This is a genomic window from Pseudomonas sp. GNP014, from assembly GCF_054344005.1.
Window position 1 is genome coordinate 5577061 of record NZ_JBTGUS010000001.1, and the last position, 22755, is coordinate 5599815.

Consider the following 22755-nt stretch of genomic DNA (forward strand, 5'->3'; position numbering starts at 1 on the left):
CGCTTAGTGAACCGGCAGTTCGACGCCGTCGAACAGTTCTTCCAGTTCCTGCTTGTTGTGACACTGAATGGCCTTGGCCATCACTTCGCGGGTCAGGTGCGGCGCGAACTTCTCGATGAAGTCGCACATGAAGCCGCGCAGGAAGGTGCCGCGACGGAAACCGATCTTGGTGATGCTCGACTCGAACAGCTCGCTGGCATCCAGCACTACCAGGTCGTTGTCGAGTTTGGTGTCGACCGCCATCTTCGCCACGATGCCCACGCCCAGACCCAGACGCACGTAGGTTTTGATCACGTCGGCGTCGGCGGCGGTGAACACCACTTTCGGCGTCAGGCCACGATGGCTGAAGGCTTCGTCGAGTTTCGAACGGCCGGTAAACCCGAACACGTAAGTCACGATCGGGTATTCGGCCAGCGCTTCAAGCGTCAGTTTCGGCAGTTTGGTCAACGGGTGACCCTGCGGCACGACCACGCAACGGTTCCAGCGGTAGCACGGCATCATTACCAGATCGCCGAACAACTCCAGCGCCTCGGTGGCAATAGCGAAATCGACGGTACCGTCAGCGGCCATCTCGGCGATCTGCATCGGCGAACCCTGGTGCATGTGCAGCGCCACGTCCGGGTATTGCTTGATGAAATTGCTGATCACCGGCGGCAGCGCATAACGCGCCTGAGTGTGCGTGGTGGCAATCGACAGGGTGCCCTTTTTCTCGTTGGAGAATTCCTGGGCAATCTGTTTGATGCTTTCGACCTTGCGCAGAATCTCACCGGCAGTGGTGATGATGCGCTCGCCGGCCGGCGTGACGCGAGTCAGGTGTTTGCCGCTGCGGGCAAACACTTCGACGCCGAGTTCGTCTTCCAGCAAGCGGATTTGTTTACTGATGCCCGGTTGCGAGGTGTAAAGGCTTTGGGCTGTAGCGGAAACGTTGAGGTCGTGGTGCGCCACTTCCCAGATGTAGCGCAATTGTTGAAGCTTCATATGAATCCCTCAAAGCAGGTAGACGCCACGGGCATCAGCGTTGGTATATAACTATATTAATGGTTTGAAGAATAAATCTAGAACTTTTTTATCAAAAGACCATTATTCCTGCTCAGCGATCCTCCCGCCGCCGACGCTCCACCAAGGGCACCAGATACACCGGCACCTTGGCCAATTGCAGGACCCGGGCCGCCGTGCGCCCCAATGGCGTTTCTGCGCCCACCCCGTGGCTGTGACTTCCTACGATCAGCAAATCGACAGAGAGTTTCTGCACCTGGTCCAGAATCACCTGCGACGGATCGCCCTGCAGCACACGCACGGCACAAATGCGCTGCAGATCCTGCTCGCCCTCTTCACCCAGTTCTTCGCGAAAACTTTCCAGCACGCGCTGCTCGATACTGGCGATGACGGTTTTCAGACCCTGACTGTGGAATTCGTTCAGTGCCTGCTCGTCGAGATAACTCTGCAACACCGATTCGGCGAACAGCCCCATCGGCTCCACGGCATGCACCACATACAGGTCGGCATTGAACGTTCGCGCCAGCGCCAGGGCATGCTGCATCACTAACGGTGCGTACAGACCGAGGTCAGTGGCATACAACATCGAACGAATCATATGACCTCCTCGCGTGCCAACATGGCGGAGATTTGATTCAGCTTAGCAGTGCCTTGGCGACTACGACGGGCGACGCAACGTCTTGAACCACAGGGCTTTAGACCGGCGGTTCGTTGCTGATGCCATGGGGCACGTGGCCCGTGGCGACCACTTCACGGGCCAGTTCGCAGTGACCGGTCTGATCGTCGAAAAACACATCGGCAGCAAACGCTTCAAGAAACGCCGATTTGCTCAGGCCGCCGAGAAACAGTGATTCATCGAGACGGATATCCCATTCGCGCAAGGTGCGGATGACGCGCTCATGGGCCGGCGCCGAACGTGCGGTGACCAACGCCGTGCGAATCGGACACGCGTCGTCGGGAAACTCGCGCTGCAACAGATTGAGCGCAGCGAGAAAGCCTTTGAACGGTCCGCCGCGCAAAGGCTCACGCGCCGACTCACGCTCCTTGGCCTGAAACGCTTCCAGCCCACCAGACTGATAGACGCGCTCCGACTCGTCGGAAAAAATCACTGCGTCACCGTCGAATGCGATGCGCAATTCGTCGCTCGCCGCACGGCTGGCGCCGCCGGACAGAATCGTCGCCGCCGCGAACCCGGCATCCAGCGCCGCGCGCACGTCCTCGGCGTGAGTGGAGAGAAACAGGTCGCAACCGAAGGCCTTCAGGTACGGATAAGGACTGCGCCCGCCGACGAAGGCTGCGCGGGAAATGGCCAGGCCGTAATGGTGAATCGAGTTGAACACCCGCAAGCCGGTGTCGGCGCTGTTGCGCGACACCAGAATCACCTCGACCCGCGCGCGGCCGAGGCGACTGTTGAGGCTCAGGAGCTTTTCCACCAGCGGGAAGGCATCGCCCGGCGCGAGGATTTCGTCTTCGTGTTCGATCTGATATTGCCGATAGGCTTCGACGCCGCTCGACAGGTAAACCTTGTGGCTTTCGCTCAGGTCGAACAGGGCCCGCGACGAGATCGCCAGCACCAGTTTGTCATCGATGTTCTTGGCCATGCCTTCCCCCACCCCTTACACAAAAATCGACCTAAACGTTACGTCGGTCGATAAAACAAAGACTGCGATACAGCGCGTCGATACGCGGCAGTTCGAGACCCGCCGCCTTGGCCGCCGCCAGTGGCCGGGCGTAGATCGCCTCAAGCTCCAGCGGACGTTTGTGCACAAAGTCGTGGTGCATGCTCGGCCAGTAGTCAGGCATTTTCTCGGTCATCGTGAACAGGTAGTCGGCGTAGCCCGGCGGCATGTCGTGGCCACAGGCCTTGGCGCCCTGCACCACTTCGGCCATCAATGCCTGAATCAGCACGCGACTGTCGGCATCGGCCATCAGCGGTGCGGTGCCGGCGCCGAGCAGCACCGACAGACCGTTGTAGGGAATATTCCACACCAGCTTCTGCCAGCGCGCCTGATGCAGATCGGGCATCGCTTGCGACTCGATGCCCGCCGCACGGAACAGGCTGGAGCCCTCCTCGACCAGCGCCATGCGTGCGGCATTCTCCAGCGCCGGACCGCTGTGATAACCGACGTTGACCGCGCCCAGAGCCTGATGCGTGATCTGCCCCGGCTCCTCGCGATGCACGCAGATCAGGCACAGCCCACCCAGCAGATGCAGGGACTCGGGCAATAGCTCACGCAAACTGTCTTCGACGTCGAGGCCGTTTTGCAGCACCAGCACCTTCGCGTCAGGCTTCGCCGCCTGAATGATCGACGGTGCCAGACCGGCATTGCTGGTGGTCTTGGCGCCGACCAGCAGCCAGTCGCACTGGGGCATGTCTTCGGCCGCTGCATAGGCCTGTACCGGATGCAACGTCAGCGGACCATGCACCGCACTGTTCACCTGCAAGCCGCGCTCGGCCACCGCCGAGAACTCGCTGCGCAACAGAAAGTGCACATCGAAGCCGGCCCGCGCCAGCATCACACCGTAGAAACCGCCAATCGCACCGGTACCGATAATCCCCACCACCGGTTTGTTCACTGCCCCCATCATGGCAACTCCTCTGCAATTCGACCCAGTGCCTGCACCAATGCCCCGTTGAGAGCATCGGCCGTCAGGCGCGTGTGCAATGCTCCAAAGAACTCGCCGTCGCGCACCACAAACAACGCCGGCAAATGAAAGACCTGATAACGCTCGACCAACCCGCCGTTGTCGCCGGCATCGATCCAGCACAACTGATCGATTGCCAGATCGAGTCCCGGCAACACCTCGCGGGCATAACGGCAACTGGCACAGCCGACACTGGTGAAAATCACCAGGGAAACGCCGCTCATTGCCAGCAGCCGCTGGTCGGCGTCGAAATCGGTCAGCTCGGATTCGACCACTATACTGGGGGAAACAATGTCAAATGGCCGACACAGGGAGTCTGTGCTCATGGGACGTTTCATTCCTCATCCGGACGAGGTGCCGGTTGAATTAACCTTGCTCAAGCCTGAGTGTATTTCCAGGCAACAGCTGCACACTATCAGCCTCGGCGGCATCGCTTGCAATTACCACCGCGCCTGGCGCCACGGCACGGCGCTGCAAGTGCGCATGCCGACGCTCAATGCCGATATCTGCTATCCGGGCTACGTGGCGTGGTGTCTGCGGCGCAAAAAAGGTTATCTGGTGGGGATCGCCTTCACTGACGAACAGACGCTGTTCAGCGCAAGAATGGGTGAGCAAGTGTGTCAGATCGAGCGTTTCTGCCGCATGAACGACGCCCACGAAGATCTGCAGGATATTCAGGCACTGGCCCTGCAATGGGTCGAACAGCATGCCGACGAGTTCTCCCACGACAGCGTGCGCAAGGCTTTCGCCCAGCCTGTGCCGGACTGACGCAGTTTTCTAAAGCGTTACGTGCCCATTGTCGAGCAGCGTCTGACGCGCTAAGGTTCCGCTCCCCGACGCGCTTAAATCTGCTGTGCTCCGCCGCGCGGGGATCGCTGGCGGCCGGCACCCGTGACCTGACGAGTAAACGATGGCTGATTTACCGATCAACGACCTAAACGTCGCCTCTAACGAGACCCTGATCACTCCCGATCAGCTCAAGCGTGATATTCCTCTGAGCGACGCTGCCCTGCGCACCGTCACCAAGGGCCGCGAAGTCATTCGCAACATTCTTGATGGCACCGATCACCGTCTGTTCGTAGTGATCGGCCCGTGTTCGATCCACGACATCAAGGCCGCCCACGAATACGCCGATCGCCTCAAGGTGCTGGCGGAGGAAGTCTCCGACACCCTGTATCTGGTCATGCGGGTGTACTTCGAGAAGCCGCGCACCACCGTCGGCTGGAAAGGTCTGATCAACGATCCGTACCTCGACGACTCGTTCAAGATTCAGGACGGTCTGCACATCGGTCGCCAGCTGTTGCTGGATCTGGCCGAAAAAGGCCTGCCGACCGCCACCGAAGCCCTCGACCCGATCTCCCCGCAGTACCTGCAGGACCTGATCAGCTGGTCGGCCATCGGCGCGCGCACCACCGAATCCCAGACCCACCGTGAAATGGCTTCCGGCCTGTCTTCGGCCGTTGGCTTCAAGAACGGCACCGATGGCGGCCTGACCGTGGCGATCAACGCGCTGCAGTCGGTGTCCAGCCCGCACCGTTTCCTCGGTATCAACCAGGAAGGTGGCGTGTCGATCGTCACCACCAAGGGCAACGCCTACGGTCACGTGGTGCTGCGCGGTGGTAACGGCAAGCCGAACTACGATTCGGTCAGCGTCGCCCTGTGCGAGCAGGCGCTGGACAAGGCGAAGATCAAGCCGAACATCATGGTCGATTGCAGCCACGCCAACTCCAACAAGGATCCGGCCTTGCAGCCGCTGGTGATGGAAAACGTCGCCAACCAGATCCTCGAAGGTAACCAGTCGATCATCGGCCTGATGGTCGAGAGTCACCTGAACTGGGGTTGCCAGGCGATTCCAAAAGACCTCGCCGACCTGCAATACGGCGTGTCGATCACCGATGCCTGCATCGACTGGTCCGCCACCGAGAACACCCTGCGCAGCATGCACGCCAAGCTCAAGGACGTGTTGCCGAAACGTCAGCGCAGCTGATCCAGGTTTCGCAGGCATAAAAAAACGCCGGGCATTGCCCGGCGTTTTTGTGTGTGTTCGATTAGATCTTCGCGGCGCGGCGCTGATGACGTTCCATGTAGCGCTCGACGTAGGAGCACGACGGAATCACCGTGTAGCCCATTTCTTCGGCGTACTGCAGCGCGCTTTCCGTCAGCGCTGCGGCAATGCCACGACCACGCAAGGCATTGGGCACGAACGTGCGATAGATATCCAGGGTCTGTTTCCCCAGATCCATGTATGTCAGGTAGGCACGATGACCGTCCACATTGGTCTCGAACTGATGACCAGCCTGGTCATGGTGGATGGACAACGCCTCGCTCATCACTACTCCTCGCGGGTCTTGGATTCTGACCCCTACCTTACCGATGTTTTTCCGGCGAAGGAACAACTACGCCACCCCGTGCCTGATGGACACCGAGAAGAGCCACACCGATCTCGCGCAACCGAGCACCTGATAAATAGTAGGCACCATTGGCAAAAATGCTCAAGGTGCACTCGTCATCACGGGTGGTTGACGGGGGGTTGCTCCGTTGGACGCAGGGATCGTGCGGGAGACCCTCATCCCGATCGATGCACCTGAACATTGCCGGATGTTGAGACTTAAGACGCAGCGCCTTTTTTAAAGTCACCTCAACATGGACAAAGATAAGCGAAGCAGCACGCAAAACCGAAACAAAAGTGTAGACGAAGTCATCTAGTCAGACTTTAGCCAAGACTGCGAAAACAGCACGCGGCCAAGGGAACTTTTTCTCATTAACTCGCTCGGCGCGGGGCTTGCAGCTGGGTGTTTTTTATACAACCTGTTAAAAGTTGCTCGAAAAAGAATCAACGCCTACAATTTTTTTTGCTTCTTGCGCTACGTCAGTTTACTTACTACAAGTAATGGGTAGTATGTACGCCGGCTATTTCCTCAATCGTGAGGAGACAGCCACTTAATTTGAAAGTCCTTGAAGGGGAACACGATGAACAACGTTCTGAAATTCTCTGCTCTGGCTCTGGCCGCAGTTCTGGCTACCGGTTGCAGCAGCGCATCGAAAGAAACCGAAGCACGTCTGACCGCTACTGAAGACGCAGCTGCTCGCGCCCAGGCTCGTGCAGACGAAGCATACCGTAAAGCTGATGAAGCTCTGGCTGCTGCTCAAAAAGCACAACAGACTGCTGACGAAGCTAACGAGCGTGCTCTGCGTATGCTGGACAAAGCTAGCCGCAAGTAATAATCCCTCGGGATTGTTATCAAGCCGACCCATTTTTTGGGTCGGCTTTTTTATTGCCCGCACTTTCGTCCGGGCAATAAAAAACCCGTCGACGCCTGACGCATCGACGGGTTCGGACCAGACCTTACTGCTGCAGGTCGATCGGCGCGCTCGAGACAATCGGCGCCGAGGTATTCGGCGTGCCGATCTCGGTTGGCAAGCCATCTTCAGCCGCGACCACATCACGCACCACATCCCAGTTCATACGCAGGTTGTTGGTGATGTCGTCACGCTTGAGCATCGCGTTGATCACCGCGGTGTGCTTGTCGACCACCGACGGGTTGCCCTTGTCGTCGATCGGCGTGTGCGCTTCCAGGTAGACCTTGCCGCCACTGCGGCCGAACTTGTAGGCATCGTTGAGGATGCGTACCGAAGTACCGACCGGCACCATGCTGGCCATCTCCAGCACGTTGTTGTTGAACATGCGGAAGCAGCCGTGACTGGTGCGCATGCCGATACCGAACTTCTTGTTCGAACCGTGGATCAGGTAGCCCGGCGTGCCGAGGGTGAACTTGAACGGCCCCAGCGGGTTATCCGGGCCGGCCGGCACCACGTTCGGCAACGGATCGCCGTCAGCGGCGTGCTCGGCCTTGATCGAGGCCGGAGGCGTCCAGGTCGGGTTCGGCGTCTTCGCAGTGATGGAGGTGTGCGCGATTGGCGAACCCCAGCCTTCACGACCGATACCCAACGGGAAGGTGTACACCACGTTGCGGCCTTTCGGGTAGTAATAGAGGCGGTATTCGGCGAGGTTGATCACGATGCCCTCGCGCGGCCCCGGCGGCAGGATGAAGCGCGTCGGCAGGACGATTTCGGTACCGGCGCCCGGCAACCACGCATCGACGCCCGGGTTGGCCGCGACCATTTCCGAATAACCCAGATCGTATTTGGTTCCCAGGTCAGCGAAGGTGTCTTCGTACTTGGCTTTGATCACCTGGACCTGACCGATGATGTCTTCACCGGGGGGTGGCAGGGGAAACTCCAATGCAGCAACGGGACCGGCCACACACAGGGCGGCAAGTGACAGGCAGCGGGTGACGGCAGGAAAGCGCGGCAACATCCGGAAAATCCTTTGCATGATCATCAAGGGTATAAGTGCGCGATTGTACACCGCACCTTGGGAATTCGGGGAGACCACCCCGCAGCAGGCGACAAGGTGCTTTGGATGGGAGCAAGCCCGCTCCCGCACCGGACGCCTCGCCGGGCAGCTTAGAGTTCGAAACGCAACTCGGGCCAGATCGGCGAGGTGCCGCGCTTCTGCGATTCCAGAATTGCCCGGCACAACGAACACAGGCGCTGATCCTGGAACACCCGGCGATCCACGCTCGACCAGCGTGGTTGCGCCGGCAGCAGACTGCCGCACAAGGTGCGATCCGCCGAGCCGCCGAGTTCCAGCTGACGGGTCACCAGATGCACCCGCACTTCCTGGCAGGCGAACAGATCCAGCTGTTCGTCAGGCTCGATCAGTTGGTAGGCAAACAGGGACCAGGCAGAACGCGGCATTGGGGGCTCCAAATAAGGGGGCGCCACATTAGCCGAAAGCCTGCCACTAGAAAAGCCTCATAACAGCGGTTTTAGCGTCGGCCAGACATTTTCCAGCAACTTGCCCTGAGCCCCGGCTGCCGGGTGCAGACCATCGGCCTGCATCAGGTCCGGATGACCGCCGACGCCGTCGAGGAAAAACGGTACCAGCGGGATCTTCTTCTCGTCGGCGAGTTTGCCGTAAACCTCGGCAAAGGCATCGGTGTAGCGCTTGCCGTAGTTGGGAGGCAGCTGCATGCCGAGCAACAGCACCTTGGCGCCACTCTGGCGCGAGCTGTCGATCATCGCCGCAAGGTTTTGTTGCAATTGCGTTGGCGGCATTCCGCGCAGGCCATCGTTGCCGCCTAACTCGAGGATCACCAGTTCCGGCTTATGCTCTGCAAGCAGCGCCGGCAGCCGTGCCTGGCCTCCGGCACTGGTGTCGCCGCTGATGGAGGCGTTAACGACTTTATCGTCGAAACCCTCCTGTTTGAGCCGTTGCTCGAGCAGCGATACCCACCCCAACCGGGTATCCAGTCCGAAACCGGCGCTGATACTATCGCCAACGATCAGGACAGTACCCGCCGCTGCGTTCTGGGCCATGCACGTCAGGGCCAGGCCAGCACTCAAAAACCACACACGCATCGGATTCTCCATGGGCGCAAGCATTCTCACCGCGAAGAACCTCAGCAAAGTGGTTCCCAGCGCGGAAGGTGAACTGACTATCCTGCACGAACTCAGCCTGGAACTGAACAAGGGCGACAGCCTGGCCATCGTCGGCGCGTCCGGTTCCGGCAAATCCACCCTGCTCGGCCTGCTCGCCGGCCTCGACCTGCCGAGCAGCGGCGAAGTCATTCTCGCCGGCCAGGGCCTGAGCAATCTCGACGAAGACCAGCGCGCGCGCATCCGTGCCGAGCACGTCGGCTTCGTCTTTCAGTCGTTCCAGTTGCTCGACAGCCTCAACGCACTGGAAAACGTCATGCTGCCGCTGGAACTCGATGGCCGCAAAGACGCCCGTGAACGTGCGACCGAATTGCTCCAGCGCGTGGGTCTCGGCCAGCGCCTGACACATTCGCCGCGCCAGCTCTCCGGTGGCGAACAGCAACGTGTAGCCATTGCCCGTGCGTTCGCTGCCGAGCCGGATGTGCTGTTCGCCGACGAACCCACCGGCAACCTCGACAGCCACACCGGCGAGCGCATCAGCGACTTGCTGTTCGAATTGAACAAGGAACGCGGCACCACCCTGGTGCTGGTGACCCATGACGAACGCCTGGCCCATCGCTGCCGGCGTCTGATCCGACTTGAAGCCGGGCTGTTGGTCGCCCCTCTGGAGCCTTGATGGCACGTCTGCCGCTGTTGCGCCTGTTCAGCCTCGCCATTCGCCAACTGCTGCGCGATGCCCGCGCCGGGGAGTTGCGCGTGTTGTTCTTCGCACTGGTGGTCGCCGTGGCGGCCAGTACCGCCATCGGCTACTTTGGTGCCCGCCTCAATGGCGCCATGATGATGCGCGCCACCGAGTTCCTGGGCGCCGACCTGGTGCTGGAAGGCAGCTCGCCGGCACGCGAGGAACAGATCCGCAGCGGCACCGAGCTGCGCTTGAATCACGCGCAGGTCGTGGAGTTTTCCAGCGTCATTGCTACCGACAACGGCATTCAGCTATCGAGCATCAAAGCGGTCGATCGCGCCTATCCCTTGCGCGGTGAACTGAAGAGCGCCCCGGCGCCATTCGCTGTCGAAGCGTCCGGCGGTGAACCGCAACCCGGTGAGGCCTGGGTCGAGGCGCGCCTGCTGACCGCACTGGACCTGAAGATCGGCGACAGCATCGACGTCGGCATGAAGACGTTGAAGCTGACGCGCGTGCTGACCTACGAACCGGACCGCGCCGGCAACTTCTACAGCCTGACGCCACGGGTCATGATCAACCTCGATGACCTCGCCGCCACTGGCGTGGTCCAGCCCGGCAGTCGCGTGAGCTACCGCGAACTCTGGCGCGGTGAACCGCAGGCGCTGGAAACGTATCGGCAATTGATCAAACCGGGGCTGGCGGCGAACCAGCGGATTCAGGATGCCCGTGACGGCAATCGGCAGATTGGCGGCGCGCTGGGCAAAGCCGAGCGTTATCTGAACATGGCCAGTCTGGTGGCGGTGCTGCTGGCCGGGGTGGCCGTGGCGTTGTCGGCGAATCGCTTTGCCAGTCGCCGCTTCGACGCCAGTGCCTTGTTGCGCTGCCTGGGTCTGTCGCGCCGGGAAACCATGGTGTTGTTCAGCCTGCAACTGACGGCGCTCGGGCTGCTTGCCGCCCTCAGCGGCGCGCTGCTCGGCTGGCTGGCGCAACTGGGTCTGTTCGCGCTGCTGCATGACCTGCTGCCGAGTGATGTGCCACCGGGCGGAGTGTTCCCGGCCATTGCCGGGATCGGCACCGGACTGGTGGCGCTGGCCGGATTCGCCCTGCCACCGCTCGCCGCGTTGGGACGTGTACCGCCGCTGCGCGTACTGCGCCGCGACATGCTGCCGATTCCTTCCAGCACCTGGATGGTTTACGGCGCAGCCCTGGGCGCCCTCGGCCTGATCATGTGGCGCCTGAGCCTGGACCTGCTGCTGACCTTCGCCCTGCTCGGCGGCGGTGTGGTAGCGGCGGTCATTCTGGGTGGATTGCTACTGTTGCTGCTCAACAGTTTGCGCCGCCTGCTGGCCCGCGCCTCCCTGCCGTGGCGCCTGGGCCTTGGCCAGTTGTTGCGTCATCCACTGGCCGCCGCCGGGCAAGCATTGGCGTTCGGTTTGATTCTGTTGTCGATGGCCTTGATCGCCCTGCTGCGTGGTGAACTGCTCGACACCTGGCAGAACCAGTTGCCGAAAAACGCCCCGAACTACTTTGCCCTGAACATCCTGCCGGCGGACAAACAGGCCTTCACCGATCGTTTGGTCAATGTGTCCGCGCAAGCAGCGCCCCTGTACCCGGTGGTGCCAGGACGCCTGATCAGCATCAACGACGAAGCGGTGCAGCAGATCGTCAGCAAGGATTCGGCCGGCGACCGCGCCATTCAGCGCGATCTCAGTCTGACGTGGGCCGCCGACCTGCCGGCCGGCAACAAGCTGACCGCCGGGGAATGGTGGAAGGATCAGCCGGGCGACGAGATTCCTGGCGTTTCCGTGGAAGGCAAAGTCGCCGAGAGCCTCAAGCTGAAACTGGGCGATCACCTGGTGTTCAGCGTTGGCGGGGTCAACCGAGAGGCGAAAGTCACCAGCCTGCGTGAAATCAATTGGGACAACTTCCAGCCAAACTTCTTCATGATCTTCCAGCCCGGCACCTTGAGGGATCTGCCTGCGACCTACCTGACCAGTTTCTATCTGGCTCCCGGCCACGATCAGCAGATCATCGAGCTGTCGCGGGCGTTCCCGGCAGTGACTATTCTGCAGGTCGAAGCGCTGCTCGAACATCTGCGCAGCATCCTCGCCCAGGTCACGCTGGCGGTGGAGTACGTGTTGTTGTTCGTGCTGGCGGCGGGGATGGCGGTGCTGTTTTCCGGATTGCAGGCAACCCTGGACGAACGTATCCGCCAAGGTGCGTTGCTGCGCGCACTCGGCGCGGAACGGCGGTTGCTGATCAAGGCGCGGCGCATCGAGTTCGGTTTGCTCGGCGCCGTGAGCGGCTTGCTGGCGGCCATCGGTTCGGAAGTGGTGAGCCTGGTGCTGTACCGCTACGCCTTCGATCTGCCGTGGCATCCGCACCCGTGGTTGCTGTTATTGCCACTGATTGGCGCGGCCTTGATTGGCGGTGCTGGAGTGTTCGGCACCCGGCGCGCGTTGAACGCGAGCCCGCTGACAGTGTTGCGCGAGGGTTGATAGACTCAAGCACTCTCCATCACAAGAACTTGCCATGAGCCGTTATCGCCCTCCCCGCACCGCCGGCACCGCGCTGATCACCCCTGAAGGTGAAGCAAGGATGCGCGCCGAATTTCATGAGTTGTGGCATGTGCGCCGCCCGCAGGTGACGCAATCGGTCAGTGAGGCGGCGGCGCAGGGTGATCGCTCGGAAAACGCCGAGTACACCTACGGCAAGAAGATGCTGCGCGAGATCGACAGTCGCGTGCGTTTTCTCACCAAGCGCCTGGAAGCCTTGAAGGTCGTCAGCGAAAAACCCAGCGATCCGAACAAGGTCTATTTCGGCGCCTGGGTCACCATCGAAGACGAAGACGGCAAGCAGTCGCGCTACCGCATCGTCGGTCCGGATGAACTGGATCTGAAGCTGGGTTTGATCAGCATCGACTCACCGCTGGCCCGCGCCTTGATCGGCAAGGCGCTGGACGCCGAAGTGCGGGTGCAGACGCCGACTGGCGAGCAATTCGTCTATGTCGTGGCGATCGACTACCCGTAACGCATTTCAACCACGGGTGATCAGTCCCTGCCGCGCAACACGGGTCAGCTGTTTGATCATTTCCGCAGCATCTGCCGCGCTGGGCGCCTGAATCACGGCCAGGTCGAAACTGTCGCTGGCAAAGCGTGCCAGTGACTCGCCGTCTTCGACAAACTGGATCAGGAACGCGGCAGGACCGCCGCTGCGACGTGGCCAGCCATCGAGATAACGCAACAGCGTCGGCTGATGTTTGCCACCAAGCAGGATTTTCGGGTTGCGCTGGGTGATATGCGCGGTGATCGGCGCTGGACGTGCTGGAGGGCGTAGTGCATTCATCGTGTTGTGTCTCTGCCTCAAAAGTCTGCATGGCAGGTGAGAGGCAACACCGAACCAGCGCTTTAGCGGTATTTCGAAGCCCTGTTCCGGCTTCTGACGGCAACTGTCTGAGTCACCTGGCGCCCCGCAAGTAGCTGTTTAAATCGGCGCATGAGCAACATCCTAGAGAACGTGACCGATGGGTGTCAAGAATCAGCCGCAACAAAAAAGGCCCGCACAATGCGGGCCTGTTGCTTGAGCCAGAGCGCTTAACCGGCGATGGCGCGATCCACCGAAAGCTTGCCGGCGCCTTCAATCAGTACTGCGAGGCTGCCACCGAGCAACGCCAGGGCAAACTCGTAGCCGTTGTTGGCCATGAACAGACCGTTGCTGATGTGCACGGTGAAGATGGCCACCAGCGACAGGAAGGTCAGACCCAGCGCTGCCGGACGCACCAGCAGACCGATGATCAGCGCCAGCCCGGCGAAGAACTCGGTACCGCCGGCCAGTGTGGCCATCAGGTAACCCGGGTGCAGACCGATGCTGTCCATGTACTGCGCCGTGCCCGCCAGACCGTAACCACCGAACAGACCGAAAAGTTTTTGCGAACCGTGAGCCGCGAAGATCACGCCGACAGCGATGCGCAGGATGGTCAGACCGTAGCCGGCGCGGGTGAACAGAACTTTGTTGATCAGAGAGCTCATGGGGCATTCCTTGTTTTTGCGAGAAGTTGTGTGTGTTGGTTGGCCGCTATATTAATCAGTAAATTTCATGTTAAAAGCGCAAATATTCCGCCATAACAATCAGTTTATTAGATCATTTCCGTGAGACGATTTTTTGCGCCCCGGGCTCCAACGACTCCCGCTCCCGGTCGAACGCCAAGTAATACTTGTTCACGCTATTAACATAGCTGACAGGCCCCATTCCTACTTGCTCCATGGCGATGCGTTCGACCTGGAAAAACCACTGATTGGGGTTCAGCCCACGCCGCCGGGCTTCGGCGCGCATGCCCTGCACACGTTCGGGACCGATGTTGTAGGCCGCCAGGGTGAAGGCCATGCGCTCGCGCTCATTGAGCTTGGGGCTGTTGAAGAACTTGCGACGGATCATCGCCAGGTACTTGGCGCCGGCCTGCACGTTGGCATCTAGATTCTGAATATTGTTGACACCCACGCGCTGGGCGGCGGACGGCGTGATTTGCATCAACCCGGTCGGGCCGCTGCCGCTGCGGGCGCTGGGTTGCAGCGCCGATTCCTTGAACGCCAGCGCGGCAAGGTTCAACCAGTCCATGTTCTGCGCCTGGGCATGTTTTTGCAGGGTCGGGCGCAGTTTTTCCAGGCGCTGGCGATCAGCCCTGGCCAGTGGATAGTGAACCTGGTAAAGCCGCCGATAGATACGCAGAAACGCCGCATCTTCGTTCGACGGTTTTTTGTAACCGCTGAGGAAACGATCAACGCTCGCCCGCAGCATCGAAGCATCGCGACGCACGAACCAGTATTCCTCTCCCGGCTCGCTGATCATCAGTTGCCGGTCGAAACGCAGCTTCGGCAAGATTTTGCCCCAACGCTCGGCAATCGGTTGCTCGACAATGGTCAGGTGGAAGATGCCGCCCTGCACCATCTCCAGCACATCTTCGACCGCCAGCGTCGGGTCGACCCATTCGATCTTGATTGGCGCCAGTTTGTGCAGCGCCAGTTTCTGATTGAGCTGACTGACCGCCTCCCCCGCCGCACTGCCGGTCGGCAACGCCAGGGTCTTGCCGGAGAGCTGTTCGACCTTGGTGTAACGCCGCTCGCCCTTGATCCCGACCAGCACCAGTGGCACGTTGCTGGCGATCGGCTCACTGCTGGCCACCGCATGGCCCGGTTGCAGTTCAAGCAACTCACCCGGTGCGACCAGATCACCCTCGCCGCGCTGCAACGCGCCCAGCAGCTGATCCTTGGCCTTGGGAATGATCTTGAGGGTGATTTCCTGGCCGTCACGGGCGTGGCCATTGAGGTATTGCTCGAAGGCGCGCAGGCGATGGTATTCGACACCGATGGACTGCCCTTGAACTTCACCGGAGCTGTTGCGGCTCTGGTTGACCAGCACGCGCAAGACGCGGCTGCTGCGAATCTCGGACAAGTCACGCACCTTGGCCGCCGGTACGGCTTGCAGCGGCCCGGGCAGGCGCGCAACCGCCGTCATCGGCAGCAGCAGCGAACCACACAACAGGAGCAACATCGAGGGACGAACCATCCACTCTCCGGAAAGAATACGGGGTAATTTCACCGCTGAACGGTCGAAATCACCGACGAAAACAGAGCGCCTGGAGCGCTGACAAAGTGCGAGAGACTGGCACAGTGATGGCATTGCTGCCAACCCGGACTGCGTCGCGGCATCAAAAGACAGCTATAACTCGTTGTAGTTCTTGGCTTTTCTTATGAATCTACAGCTCTGGTATGCTTTCCGGCCTTCGGCCCGAGGTAGCAACCATGCAACTCATCGATATCGGCGTCAACCTGACCAACCCAAGTTTCGCCGACAAACACCAGGCCGTACTCGACCGCGCCTACGCTGCCGGGGTCTGCCAACTGGTACTGACGGGCACCAGCGTCGAGGGTAGCCAACAGGCCCTGGAACTGTGCCAGCAACTGGATGAAAGCGCTCAGCGCCTGTTCGCCACCGCCGGCATCCATCCGCATTCGGCCAGCGACTGGAACGCCGACAGCGCCCGCCGTTTGCGCAGTCTGTTGCAAGAGAACAACGTGGTCGCCGTGGGTGAATGCGGACTGGATTTCAACCGTGATTTCTCGCCGCGCCCACAGCAGGAAAAAGTCCTCGAAGAACAGCTGGCGCTGGCCGCTGAACTGCAGTTGCCGGTGTTCCTGCATGAGCGCGACGCCAGCCAGCGCCTGCTGGAGATTCTCAAAGACTTCCGCGATCAACTGCCGGCCGCCGTGGTGCACTGCTTCACCGGCGAGCAAAAGGCGTTGTTCAGTTACCTCGATCTGGATCTGCACATCGGCATCACCGGGTGGATCTGCGATGAGCGCCGGGGCACGCATTTGCACCCGCTGGTCAAAGAGATCAAGCGCGGACGGCTGATGCTGGAAAGCGACGCGCCGTACTTGCTGCCGCGCACCCTGCGGCCGAAACCGAAAAACGGCCGCAATGAACCGGCCTACCTGACCGAGGTGTTGCGCGAAGTGGCGTTGCATCGAGGTGAGACCGAGGAAGATCTGGCGGCGCATACCACGGCGTGTGCCCGCGTGTTTTACGGTTTACCCACACTTCCCTGACACCCTAAAAACTCAATGCAGGCTCACTCCTACACGGGCGGGACCTGATCGTCTGTTGACTCATATCAAGATCTTCCAGTCTGCATAGCGGCACAATAATGGCACCTTGCCAATGCTGTTTCCGCTATCAGAGAAGACCTCCATGGGTGCCTGGCTTAGCAATATCTCGCTGAAATACAAATTCTGGGCGGTTAACGCGGTCGCCTTTGTCACCACCCTGCTGTTGGTCTTGTACGCCGTGCAACTTGAACAGCAGGCTCGCAGCCACGCCGCGCAAGCGTCCGCTCAGGCTCAGGCGCAGTTGCTCAAGGCCTGGCCGGCCGGGCAAGCCCTGCCCAAGGCCGATCAGGTACTGACCTTCAAACGCGGCGAAGCGCCCCGCCTCAATGATCAGCCGCTGCTGGAGGTCACCGACAGCAACGGCTGGAACGAGATCAATCCGATGCCGCTGTTCGGTGACAACCCGCTGATGGGCGCCGAAGTGTTCAGCCGCGCCGACGGTCAGCACGTCGCCGTGATTGCCTATGGCCCGAGCCTGAGTCAGGTGTTCAGCGAGCGATTCGCCAACTACGCGGTGGCGGTGTTTATCCTGATGCTGGCGATGCTCGGCGCTTCGCAGTTGCTGATCCGCTTTCTGCTCAGCCAGCTCAACACGTTGAAAGACGTGATGCTGCATGTCGAGAAAAGCGGTGACCTCTCCGCTCGGGTGCCGCTGGCCTGCAAAGATGAAGTCGGGCAGATGGCCAATGCGTTCAACGCGATGCAGGCCGGTTATCAACGGGTGGTCACCACCGTTGCCAACACGGCGCGGCAACTGGATGTCGGCGCGGCGCGGCTGGCGTCGAGCATGAACGAAGTGCGCCACGGCATGCTCGGGCAACAGAGCGAAACCGATCAGGCCGCCACCGCCATCAACGAGATGACCGCCACCGTTTACCACATCGCCCAACACGCCGGTGCCACCCGTGACCTGTCGCAGACCGCCGATGGCCTGGCCGGCAGCGGCCAGCAAGTGGTGGCCCGGGTGCAGCATTCGATCGCCGGGTTATCGAGCGGCGTGCAGCAGACCGCCGAGATGATTCAGCGTCTGGCCGAAGACAGCCAGAAGATCAACGGCGTGGTCAGCGTGATCCACAGCATCGCCGAACAGACCAACCTGTTGGCGCTGAACGCCGCCATCGAAGCCGCGCGTGCCGGCGAGATGGGCCGTGGCTTTGCCGTGGTCGCCGATGAAGTGCGCAATCTGGCGAAACGGGTGCAGACCTCGACGGACGAGATCACCACCATGGTCTCGGCGTTGCAGGCCGGCACACGCGACGCGGTGGATTTCATGCAGGAGAGTTCGTACAAGGCCGATGACTGTGTGCAACAGGCGCAAGCGGCCGGTGAAGCGCTGGCGGAAATCACCGGTGCCGTGGCGCAGATGCGCGAGAGCAACACGCAGATTGCGGTGGCTGCGGAGCAGCAGAGTCAGGTGGCGGAAGAGATGAATCGGGCGGTGGTGAGCATTCGGGATGTGACCGAGAACACTGTGCAGCAGACCGTGGATTCAGCGACGACCAGTAATGAATTGGCGACGTTGGCTGGGGAGTTAAGCAAGGCGATAGGCCAACTCAAACTCTGAAGGACTCATCGCGGGCAAGCCGGTTACCACAGGTTTCATGGGTGCTCACAAAATGGCTGCTCACTGAAGAGCACTGTGGGAGCGAGCTTGCCCGCGCTGGCGCCTGCCGAGACACCAGCGAATCCAGCCATAGTGCCTATCACCGCCATAGCCAACCTCGATTCGCCGCCCCACCCGCCCCGGCCTATTCTTCAACCTTGTGTTCAACATGGATCGAGGAGTAGTCAACATGGGCAAACGTCACCCCAATCTTCCCGCGTGGCAATGGCGCGCGTACCCGAACAATCATCAGCACCCGACCAATCTGGTGCTGCACCTGATTGCCGTACCGCTGTTCATCGTGGCATTTCTGCTGATCGTCTCCGGCGTGTTCAGCCTGAGCCTGGCCAGCGTGGCTATCGGTGTGATCGGCATCATCGCGGCGCTGGGTCTGCAGCGCCACGGCCACAGCCTGGAGGCGCAAGCCTCCGAGCCGTTCAGTGACCGCAAGGATGCCGTGTCGCGCTTGCTGGTCGAACAATTCCTGACCTTTCCACGGTTTTTCCTCAGCGGCGGCTGGTGGCGCGCCTGGCGTGAGCGCCACCGTCGGCATTGATTCAGGCGAAGATCGTGACGGTCTGGCGACTCATGGCAATCAATTGCCCTTGCGCGCTCCAGAGCTTGGCGGCCACATGGCCGTAACCGTCGGCGGCGTACTCAATGTCGGCGAGGTATTTGCACCAGTCCAGCGTGCTTAAATCGTGTAACGGTTGCACGAATTCAATGGTCCAGGTCAACGTGCTGCCCGGTGCCGGTTTCTTCAGATAAGGCAACAGTGCCGGAGGCCATGCATCCACCAGCGCCAGCAGATGCGCCTCATTGACCGGCTCTTCCTTGACGTCCCCACGCAACCGCACCCAGCCGCCCATCTGCCGCGATTGAGTGCCAGTGAACGGCATGCCGCCGACACTCCAGCGCATCGCCAGATGACGCATGAACTCCGGGGTCACGCCCTTGATATAGGGCAATTCCTGACATTCCTCCCAGTGCTTCATGTCAACGGCCGGATAGGCCGCAACGGCCACTTCCGAAGGGCGCGAAGCACCGAAGCTGCCTTGCACGATCGTCACTACCTGCCCGTTCTGCATGGCCCGCCCCAGCACCTGGCTGACCGCTTTGCCTTCGCGCAACACATCGACTTCGAAACTCACTGGCACTTGCGGCTCGACCGGGCCGACAAAGGTGATCGCCAGCGACCGCACCGGGCGATCTGCCGGCACCTTCGCGCGCATGGCTTCATATTGCAGCGCCGCCACCAGGCCACCAAAACTGGCGCGGCCCTGACCCCACTCGGCGGGAATCGTCAGTTCCGGTTGACGGCGGACCGCCTCCAGCAGATCGGAAAAGCGCATGACAACCTCGGCAATCAAGAAATGAATGCCGCGATCTTAACCAGCATGGCAGAGCGCCGCAGCGTCTATTCCGGTCAAATGGGCTGACAGAAAGGCCTTACACCGATTTGCCAGCCCGCTCCCTCGGGGGGATCCGAGGGGAATTCAGGATTTGAAGCAGGTCGCGCTGAATTTTTCGAGCACGCGGTCGGCCTTGAGTTCGGCCGCGATCAGCCCGGCCTGCCAGGTGGCGACGCAGGGTTGCAGATCGGATTCCTGCTGCGCCTTGGCCAGCCATTGCCAGCAATCGTGCCAGTCACCCAATGCCCCTTGCGTGGCCTTCAAGTGTTTCAGCGCCGCCTTCGGCAAGCGATCCAGCTCGGGATAGGCTTCGATGCCATAGCGCACACGCTTGATCAGCAAGCGCAGGCGATGACGATCGTGGGCCGGATCGTGCAGTGCCTCGTCGAGTTTCTCCCATTGCTTGCCGAGACGTTTTTCAATGCGTTTATCCAGGTCCTTGAGCAATCCTTGCCGCTGGGACGCCCGCAGGAAGCGCGGGAACGCGTCGAGAATCATCAGCAACGCATTGAGCTCCGCGCTCGCCGCCAGCGCCGGGTAGGCTTCGGCCATTTGCGCCATGCGCCGTTGCGCGGCGTCAGGCTGATGGTGTTGCAGCAGATACGCCGCGAGCACTTCACGGTCGCGCCACGGCGTCGTCACCTGGCCAACCGCTGACGCGGCGTTTTCCAGTTGCTCGACGCCGGGCAAGCCGCGCAACGGCCGCAACAGGCTGCGCAAGCGTCGCACGGTGGTGCGCAAGTCGTGCAACGCCTCGGGGTCGGTGCGCGCCGTCAGGCGCGCCTGACAGGCCAGCAACCGCACTTCCAGGCTCAGAACATGAGCTACCAACCGGTCAACCAACACAGACATCACTTGCTCCTGATTCAAATGGCTTGCGGGACGAGTCTGATGTTTTGCGAACTCAGCATCCTTGCTTCACGTCAGCAGCTTAGCGTCCGGCGCGGGATTCGCGAATGTAGAAGCGCGCCTTCTCGGCTTTGTTGCTGCACCCTTCGAAACCTTCGAATTGCTGCTGGGTTTTCGCCGCCGTCAGTAACGACAGCGCCTTGGAATAACTGACCGTACCGGCAAACCCTTCGGCCTTGGCCAGGTCCAGCTCATGCCACGCCGCATCGAGCTGGCTGCCGCAGGTGTCACGGTACGCGGTCTTGCCGGCGCAACCGGCCAATGCCAGAGCCATCAACGGCACACAGATCCAGGCTTTCATCACTCACACCTCAACGATAGGTCAACAGACGTGCAGGTAAGACGGTCGGGCTGCAAAAAAGTGCCTTGCCCGACTCGAATCTGCGCTGGCGAAAAGGATAGCGCTGAAACATCACGCCATTGTGAAAAACGACGCCATCGGCGCACTGAGCGACCTCGGCGATTGAGCCCGTCTGTCGAAGGGTGCATTGTGGGACCTTGTCGGGAGGAAGCTTGATGAAAAAACGTGTCGCGCTGGTGCTGGGCTCCGGGGGCGCCCGGGGTTATGCCCATATCGGGGTCATTGAAGAAATCGAACGACGCGGTTACGACATCGCCTGTATTGCCGGTTGTTCGATGGGCGCCGTGGTGGGCGGAATTTACGCCGCCGGCAAACTCGACGAGTACCGCAACTGGATCGAAAGCCTGGATTACCTCGATGTGCTGCGCTTGGTGGACGTGAGTTTTCGCCTCGGCGCGATTCGTGGCGAGAAAGTCTTCGGGCAGATCCGCAAGATCGTCGGCGAAATCAATATCGAGGACCTGCGCATCCCCTACACCGCTGTCGCCGCCGACCTTACCAACCAGCAGGAGATCTGGTTTCAGGAAGGTTGCCTGCACCAGGCCATGCGCGCATCGGCGGCGATTCCCAGCCTGTTCACCCCGGTGATGCAAGGCAATCGCATGCTGGTCGACGGCGGCATCCTCAACCCGTTGCCGATCGTGCCGGTAGTGTCCAGCCATTGTGATCTGATCATCGCGGTCAATCTCAACTCGACCAACCAGCGCCATTACCAATTGCCGGTGATCCAGCGCCCCGCCGCGTTCCGCTCGCGGTTTGACAGTCTGATCGCGTCACTGGGTTCGAAGATGCCATTCCGCCGCAAACAGGCCGAGCAATTACTGATGCTTGAGCAGGAAGCGTTGCGCGCCGAGGCGGCAGACATCAACCCGTGGCTCGAAGGTGTCGGGCCGGAGAGCCAGCAACCGGCGGCCGCCCCCGAGCGTGAAGGCGCACCGAAGTCGGCGACCGGTTCGTTCATCATCGACAACGTCGGCCCGGCGTCGTTGCTCGACCTGATCAACCAGAGTTTCGAGGTGATGCAGACCTCGCTGGCGCAGTACAAGATCGCCGGGTATCCGCCGGATATCCTGATCAACGTGCCGAAACGGGTGTGCCGGTTTTTCGAGTTTTACAAGGCGCCGGAGTTGATCGCACTGGGACGGGAGATTGCCCGGGATACGCTGGATCGCTATGACAGCGAGCAGGGCTGAAATCCCGGCAGCCTGACCGGGCCTCTTCGCGGGCAAGCCCGCTCCCACTGTGGACGGTGTGCAGCACACATTTCAGAAACACCCGAGAACCCTGTGGGAGCGGGCTTGCCCGCGAAGAGGCCAGACCAGCCAACACAAAACCTACAGACTGTTCTCACTCAACAAGCGATACCCAACCCCCGCCTCCGTCACGATAAACCGCGGCTGCGTCGGATCATCCGCGAGTTTCTGGCGCAAATGCCCCACCACAATCCGCAAATAATGACTGTCCTCGGTATGGGTCGGCCCCCAGATGTCCTTGAGCAATTGCTGCTGGGTGATCACCCGTCCCGGATGCCGTGCCAGTTGCGCCAGCACGGCGTATTCCTTGCGGGTCAGCGCCACTTCGACCCCGTCGAGCAGCACCCGGCGATAGGCGAGGTCGACGGTCAGCGGGCCGAAACTCAACGCCGCCTGTTGCGCTTCTCCCGCCGGCGCCTGGCGTAACAGCGCGCGGATTCGTGCGAGAAACTCCTGAATGCCGAACGGCTTGGTCACGTAGTCATTGGCGCCGCCATCCAGCGCCTGCACCTTCTGCCCTTCACTGGCGCGCACCGACAGCACCAGCACCGGCGCCGTGGCCCACTCGCGAAATTCGCGCAGCACTTGCTGGCCGTCCATGTCCGGCAGACCGAGGTCGAGCACCAGCAAGTCCGGCTTGTTCAGCGCCGCCTGCGCCAGGCCCTCGGCGCCCGTGCCGGCCTCCAGCACTTTGTAGCCCTGTGACGCGAGGCTGATGCGCAAAAACTTGCGAATCTGCGGTTCGTCGTCGATCACCAAAATGGTCGCGGTCTGGCTCATGAATTC

The 22755-nt window shown here is 60.9% G+C and carries 26 protein-coding genes; 10 read left to right on the forward strand and 16 right to left on the reverse strand.

Annotation, left to right across the window (positions count from 1 at the left end):
• Positions 1–3: 3 nt before the first annotated feature.
• The 5 genes from cysB to ACXX9E_RS25035 all read right to left on the reverse strand — a co-directional run bounded on the left by cysB (position 4) and on the right by ACXX9E_RS25035 (position 3968).
• The gene (gene cysB, locus ACXX9E_RS25015) at positions 4–978 is read right to left on the reverse strand and encodes an HTH-type transcriptional regulator CysB (protein ID WP_007908591.1); all 975 of its coding nucleotides are present in this window, start codon (positions 976–978) and stop codon (positions 4–6) included.
• Positions 979–1090: 112 nt separating this feature from the next.
• Positions 1091–1594: a universal stress protein gene (locus tag ACXX9E_RS25020; RefSeq protein ID WP_123466554.1), complete on the reverse strand. Its 504-nt coding sequence runs from the start codon at positions 1592–1594 to the stop codon at positions 1091–1093.
• 97 nt (positions 1595–1691) lie between these two features.
• On the reverse strand, positions 1692–2597 hold the full coding sequence (locus ACXX9E_RS25025) for a 5'-nucleotidase (RefSeq protein WP_458556371.1): 906 nt from the start codon (positions 2595–2597) through the stop codon (positions 1692–1694).
• Positions 2598–2628: 31 nt separating this feature from the next.
• Positions 2629–3585, reverse strand: coding sequence for a putative 2-dehydropantoate 2-reductase (locus ACXX9E_RS25030; protein WP_458556372.1), 957 nt, complete (start codon positions 3583–3585; stop codon positions 2629–2631).
• Positions 3582–3968 carry a thioredoxin family protein gene (locus tag ACXX9E_RS25035; RefSeq protein WP_222832349.1) on the reverse strand — a complete coding sequence of 129 codons (387 nt, stop codon included), beginning with the start codon at positions 3966–3968 and terminating at the stop codon, positions 3582–3584. Before ACXX9E_RS25035 ends, ACXX9E_RS25030 begins: the two co-directional genes overlap by 4 nt.
• Here ACXX9E_RS25035 and ACXX9E_RS25040 point away from each other — a divergent pair.
• Both ACXX9E_RS25040 and ACXX9E_RS25045 read left to right on the forward strand, forming a co-directional pair.
• Positions 3967–4410 carry a PilZ domain-containing protein gene (locus ACXX9E_RS25040; RefSeq protein WP_123466561.1) on the forward strand — a complete coding sequence of 148 codons (444 nt, stop codon included), beginning with the start codon at positions 3967–3969 and terminating at the stop codon, positions 4408–4410. The two genes, ACXX9E_RS25035 and ACXX9E_RS25040, sit on opposite strands and share 2 nt — an antisense overlap.
• 142 nt (positions 4411–4552) lie before the next feature.
• Positions 4553–5629 carry a 3-deoxy-7-phosphoheptulonate synthase gene (locus ACXX9E_RS25045; RefSeq protein ID WP_102900377.1) on the forward strand — a complete coding sequence of 359 codons (1077 nt, stop codon included), beginning with the start codon at positions 4553–4555 and terminating at the stop codon, positions 5627–5629.
• 61 nt (positions 5630–5690) lie between these two features.
• Here the strand turns inward: ACXX9E_RS25045 and ACXX9E_RS25050 are convergent, their stop codons facing one another.
• Positions 5691–5972: a GNAT family N-acetyltransferase gene (locus ACXX9E_RS25050; protein ID WP_003226804.1), complete on the reverse strand. Its 282-nt coding sequence runs from the start codon at positions 5970–5972 to the stop codon at positions 5691–5693.
• Positions 5973–6612: 640 nt separating this feature from the next.
• On the opposite strand from ACXX9E_RS25050, the gene oprI reads away from it, so the two are divergent.
• Entirely contained in the window at positions 6613–6864 is a 252-nt protein-coding gene (gene oprI / locus ACXX9E_RS25055) for an outer membrane lipoprotei OprI (RefSeq protein WP_025113130.1), read from the forward strand.
• A gap of 124 nt (positions 6865–6988) precedes the next feature.
• Here the strand turns inward: oprI and ACXX9E_RS25060 are convergent, their stop codons facing one another.
• From ACXX9E_RS25060 to ACXX9E_RS25070, 3 genes are all read right to left on the reverse strand, one after another.
• Complete coding sequence (locus tag ACXX9E_RS25060) at positions 6989–7960, reverse strand: L,D-transpeptidase family protein (RefSeq protein WP_123466563.1); 972 nt, start codon at positions 7958–7960, stop codon at positions 6989–6991.
• Between the two features lie 149 nt (positions 7961–8109).
• Positions 8110–8403: a hypothetical protein gene (locus ACXX9E_RS25065; protein ID WP_007955656.1), complete on the reverse strand. Its 294-nt coding sequence runs from the start codon at positions 8401–8403 to the stop codon at positions 8110–8112.
• 57 nt (positions 8404–8460) lie between these two features.
• Positions 8461–9066 carry an arylesterase gene (locus tag ACXX9E_RS25070; RefSeq protein ID WP_186746473.1) on the reverse strand — a complete coding sequence of 202 codons (606 nt, stop codon included), beginning with the start codon at positions 9064–9066 and terminating at the stop codon, positions 8461–8463.
• 10 nt (positions 9067–9076) lie between these two features.
• Between ACXX9E_RS25070 and ACXX9E_RS25075 the strand changes: the two genes are divergently transcribed.
• From ACXX9E_RS25075 to greB, 3 genes are read left to right on the forward strand one after another with little or no spacing between them, the layout of a single operon-like run.
• Positions 9077–9760, forward strand: a complete 684-nt coding sequence (locus ACXX9E_RS25075) for an ABC transporter ATP-binding protein (protein WP_007908572.1) — start codon at positions 9077–9079, stop codon at positions 9758–9760.
• Positions 9760–12264, forward strand: coding sequence for an ABC transporter permease (locus ACXX9E_RS25080; protein ID WP_458556373.1), 2505 nt, complete (start codon positions 9760–9762; stop codon positions 12262–12264). Before ACXX9E_RS25075 ends, ACXX9E_RS25080 begins: the two co-directional genes overlap by 1 nt.
• Before the next feature lie 34 nt (positions 12265–12298).
• Positions 12299–12796: a transcription elongation factor GreB gene (gene greB / locus ACXX9E_RS25085; RefSeq protein WP_123466566.1), complete on the forward strand. Its 498-nt coding sequence runs from the start codon at positions 12299–12301 to the stop codon at positions 12794–12796.
• 6 nt (positions 12797–12802) lie between these two features.
• On the opposite strand, the gene ACXX9E_RS25090 is transcribed toward greB, so the two are convergent.
• The 3 genes from ACXX9E_RS25090 to ACXX9E_RS25100 form a co-directional block, all read right to left on the reverse strand.
• Positions 12803–13111 carry a class I SAM-dependent methyltransferase gene (locus ACXX9E_RS25090; RefSeq protein ID WP_123466568.1) on the reverse strand — a complete coding sequence of 103 codons (309 nt, stop codon included), beginning with the start codon at positions 13109–13111 and terminating at the stop codon, positions 12803–12805.
• A gap of 248 nt (positions 13112–13359) precedes the next feature.
• Positions 13360–13794, reverse strand: coding sequence for a DoxX family protein (locus ACXX9E_RS25095; protein WP_007908568.1), 435 nt, complete (start codon positions 13792–13794; stop codon positions 13360–13362).
• 112 nt (positions 13795–13906) lie between these two features.
• Positions 13907–15328 carry an MltF family protein gene (locus tag ACXX9E_RS25100; RefSeq protein ID WP_123466570.1) on the reverse strand — a complete coding sequence of 474 codons (1422 nt, stop codon included), beginning with the start codon at positions 15326–15328 and terminating at the stop codon, positions 13907–13909.
• Positions 15329–15564: 236 nt separating this feature from the next.
• On the opposite strand from ACXX9E_RS25100, the gene ACXX9E_RS25105 reads away from it, so the two are divergent.
• From ACXX9E_RS25105 to ACXX9E_RS25115, 3 genes are all read left to right on the forward strand, one after another.
• Positions 15565–16371: a TatD family hydrolase gene (locus tag ACXX9E_RS25105; protein WP_128616469.1), complete on the forward strand. Its 807-nt coding sequence runs from the start codon at positions 15565–15567 to the stop codon at positions 16369–16371.
• Positions 16372–16513: 142 nt separating this feature from the next.
• On the forward strand, positions 16514–17995 hold the full coding sequence (locus tag ACXX9E_RS25110; RefSeq protein WP_123466573.1) for a methyl-accepting chemotaxis protein: 1482 nt from the start codon (positions 16514–16516) through the stop codon (positions 17993–17995).
• 229 nt (positions 17996–18224) lie between these two features.
• Positions 18225–18590: an Mpo1-like protein gene (locus ACXX9E_RS25115; RefSeq protein ID WP_123466575.1), complete on the forward strand. Its 366-nt coding sequence runs from the start codon at positions 18225–18227 to the stop codon at positions 18588–18590.
• Position 18591: 1 nt separating this feature from the next.
• Here the strand turns inward: ACXX9E_RS25115 and ACXX9E_RS25120 are convergent, their stop codons facing one another.
• The 3 genes from ACXX9E_RS25120 to ACXX9E_RS25130 all read right to left on the reverse strand — a co-directional run bounded on the left by ACXX9E_RS25120 (position 18592) and on the right by ACXX9E_RS25130 (position 20656).
• A complete protein-coding gene (locus ACXX9E_RS25120) occupies positions 18592–19386 on the reverse strand; it encodes an acyl-CoA thioesterase (RefSeq protein WP_123466576.1) in 795 nt (264 codons plus the stop codon).
• A gap of 144 nt (positions 19387–19530) precedes the next feature.
• Positions 19531–20298, reverse strand: coding sequence for a CHAD domain-containing protein (locus ACXX9E_RS25125; protein WP_458556374.1), 768 nt, complete (start codon positions 20296–20298; stop codon positions 19531–19533).
• A 79-nt stretch (positions 20299–20377) separates the two neighbouring features.
• A complete protein-coding gene (locus ACXX9E_RS25130; protein ID WP_123466578.1) occupies positions 20378–20656 on the reverse strand; it encodes a hypothetical protein in 279 nt (92 codons plus the stop codon).
• 215 nt (positions 20657–20871) lie between these two features.
• Between ACXX9E_RS25130 and ACXX9E_RS25135 the strand changes: the two genes are divergently transcribed.
• Positions 20872–21909 carry a patatin-like phospholipase family protein gene (locus ACXX9E_RS25135; RefSeq protein WP_186744831.1) on the forward strand — a complete coding sequence of 346 codons (1038 nt, stop codon included), beginning with the start codon at positions 20872–20874 and terminating at the stop codon, positions 21907–21909.
• A 141-nt stretch (positions 21910–22050) separates the two neighbouring features.
• Here ACXX9E_RS25135 and ACXX9E_RS25140 read toward each other — a convergent pair whose 3' ends face one another.
• Positions 22051–22749 (reverse strand): response regulator, encoded by a 699-nt coding sequence (locus ACXX9E_RS25140; protein WP_123466581.1) that lies wholly within the window; start codon positions 22747–22749, stop codon positions 22051–22053.
• Positions 22750–22755 lie beyond the last annotated feature (6 nt).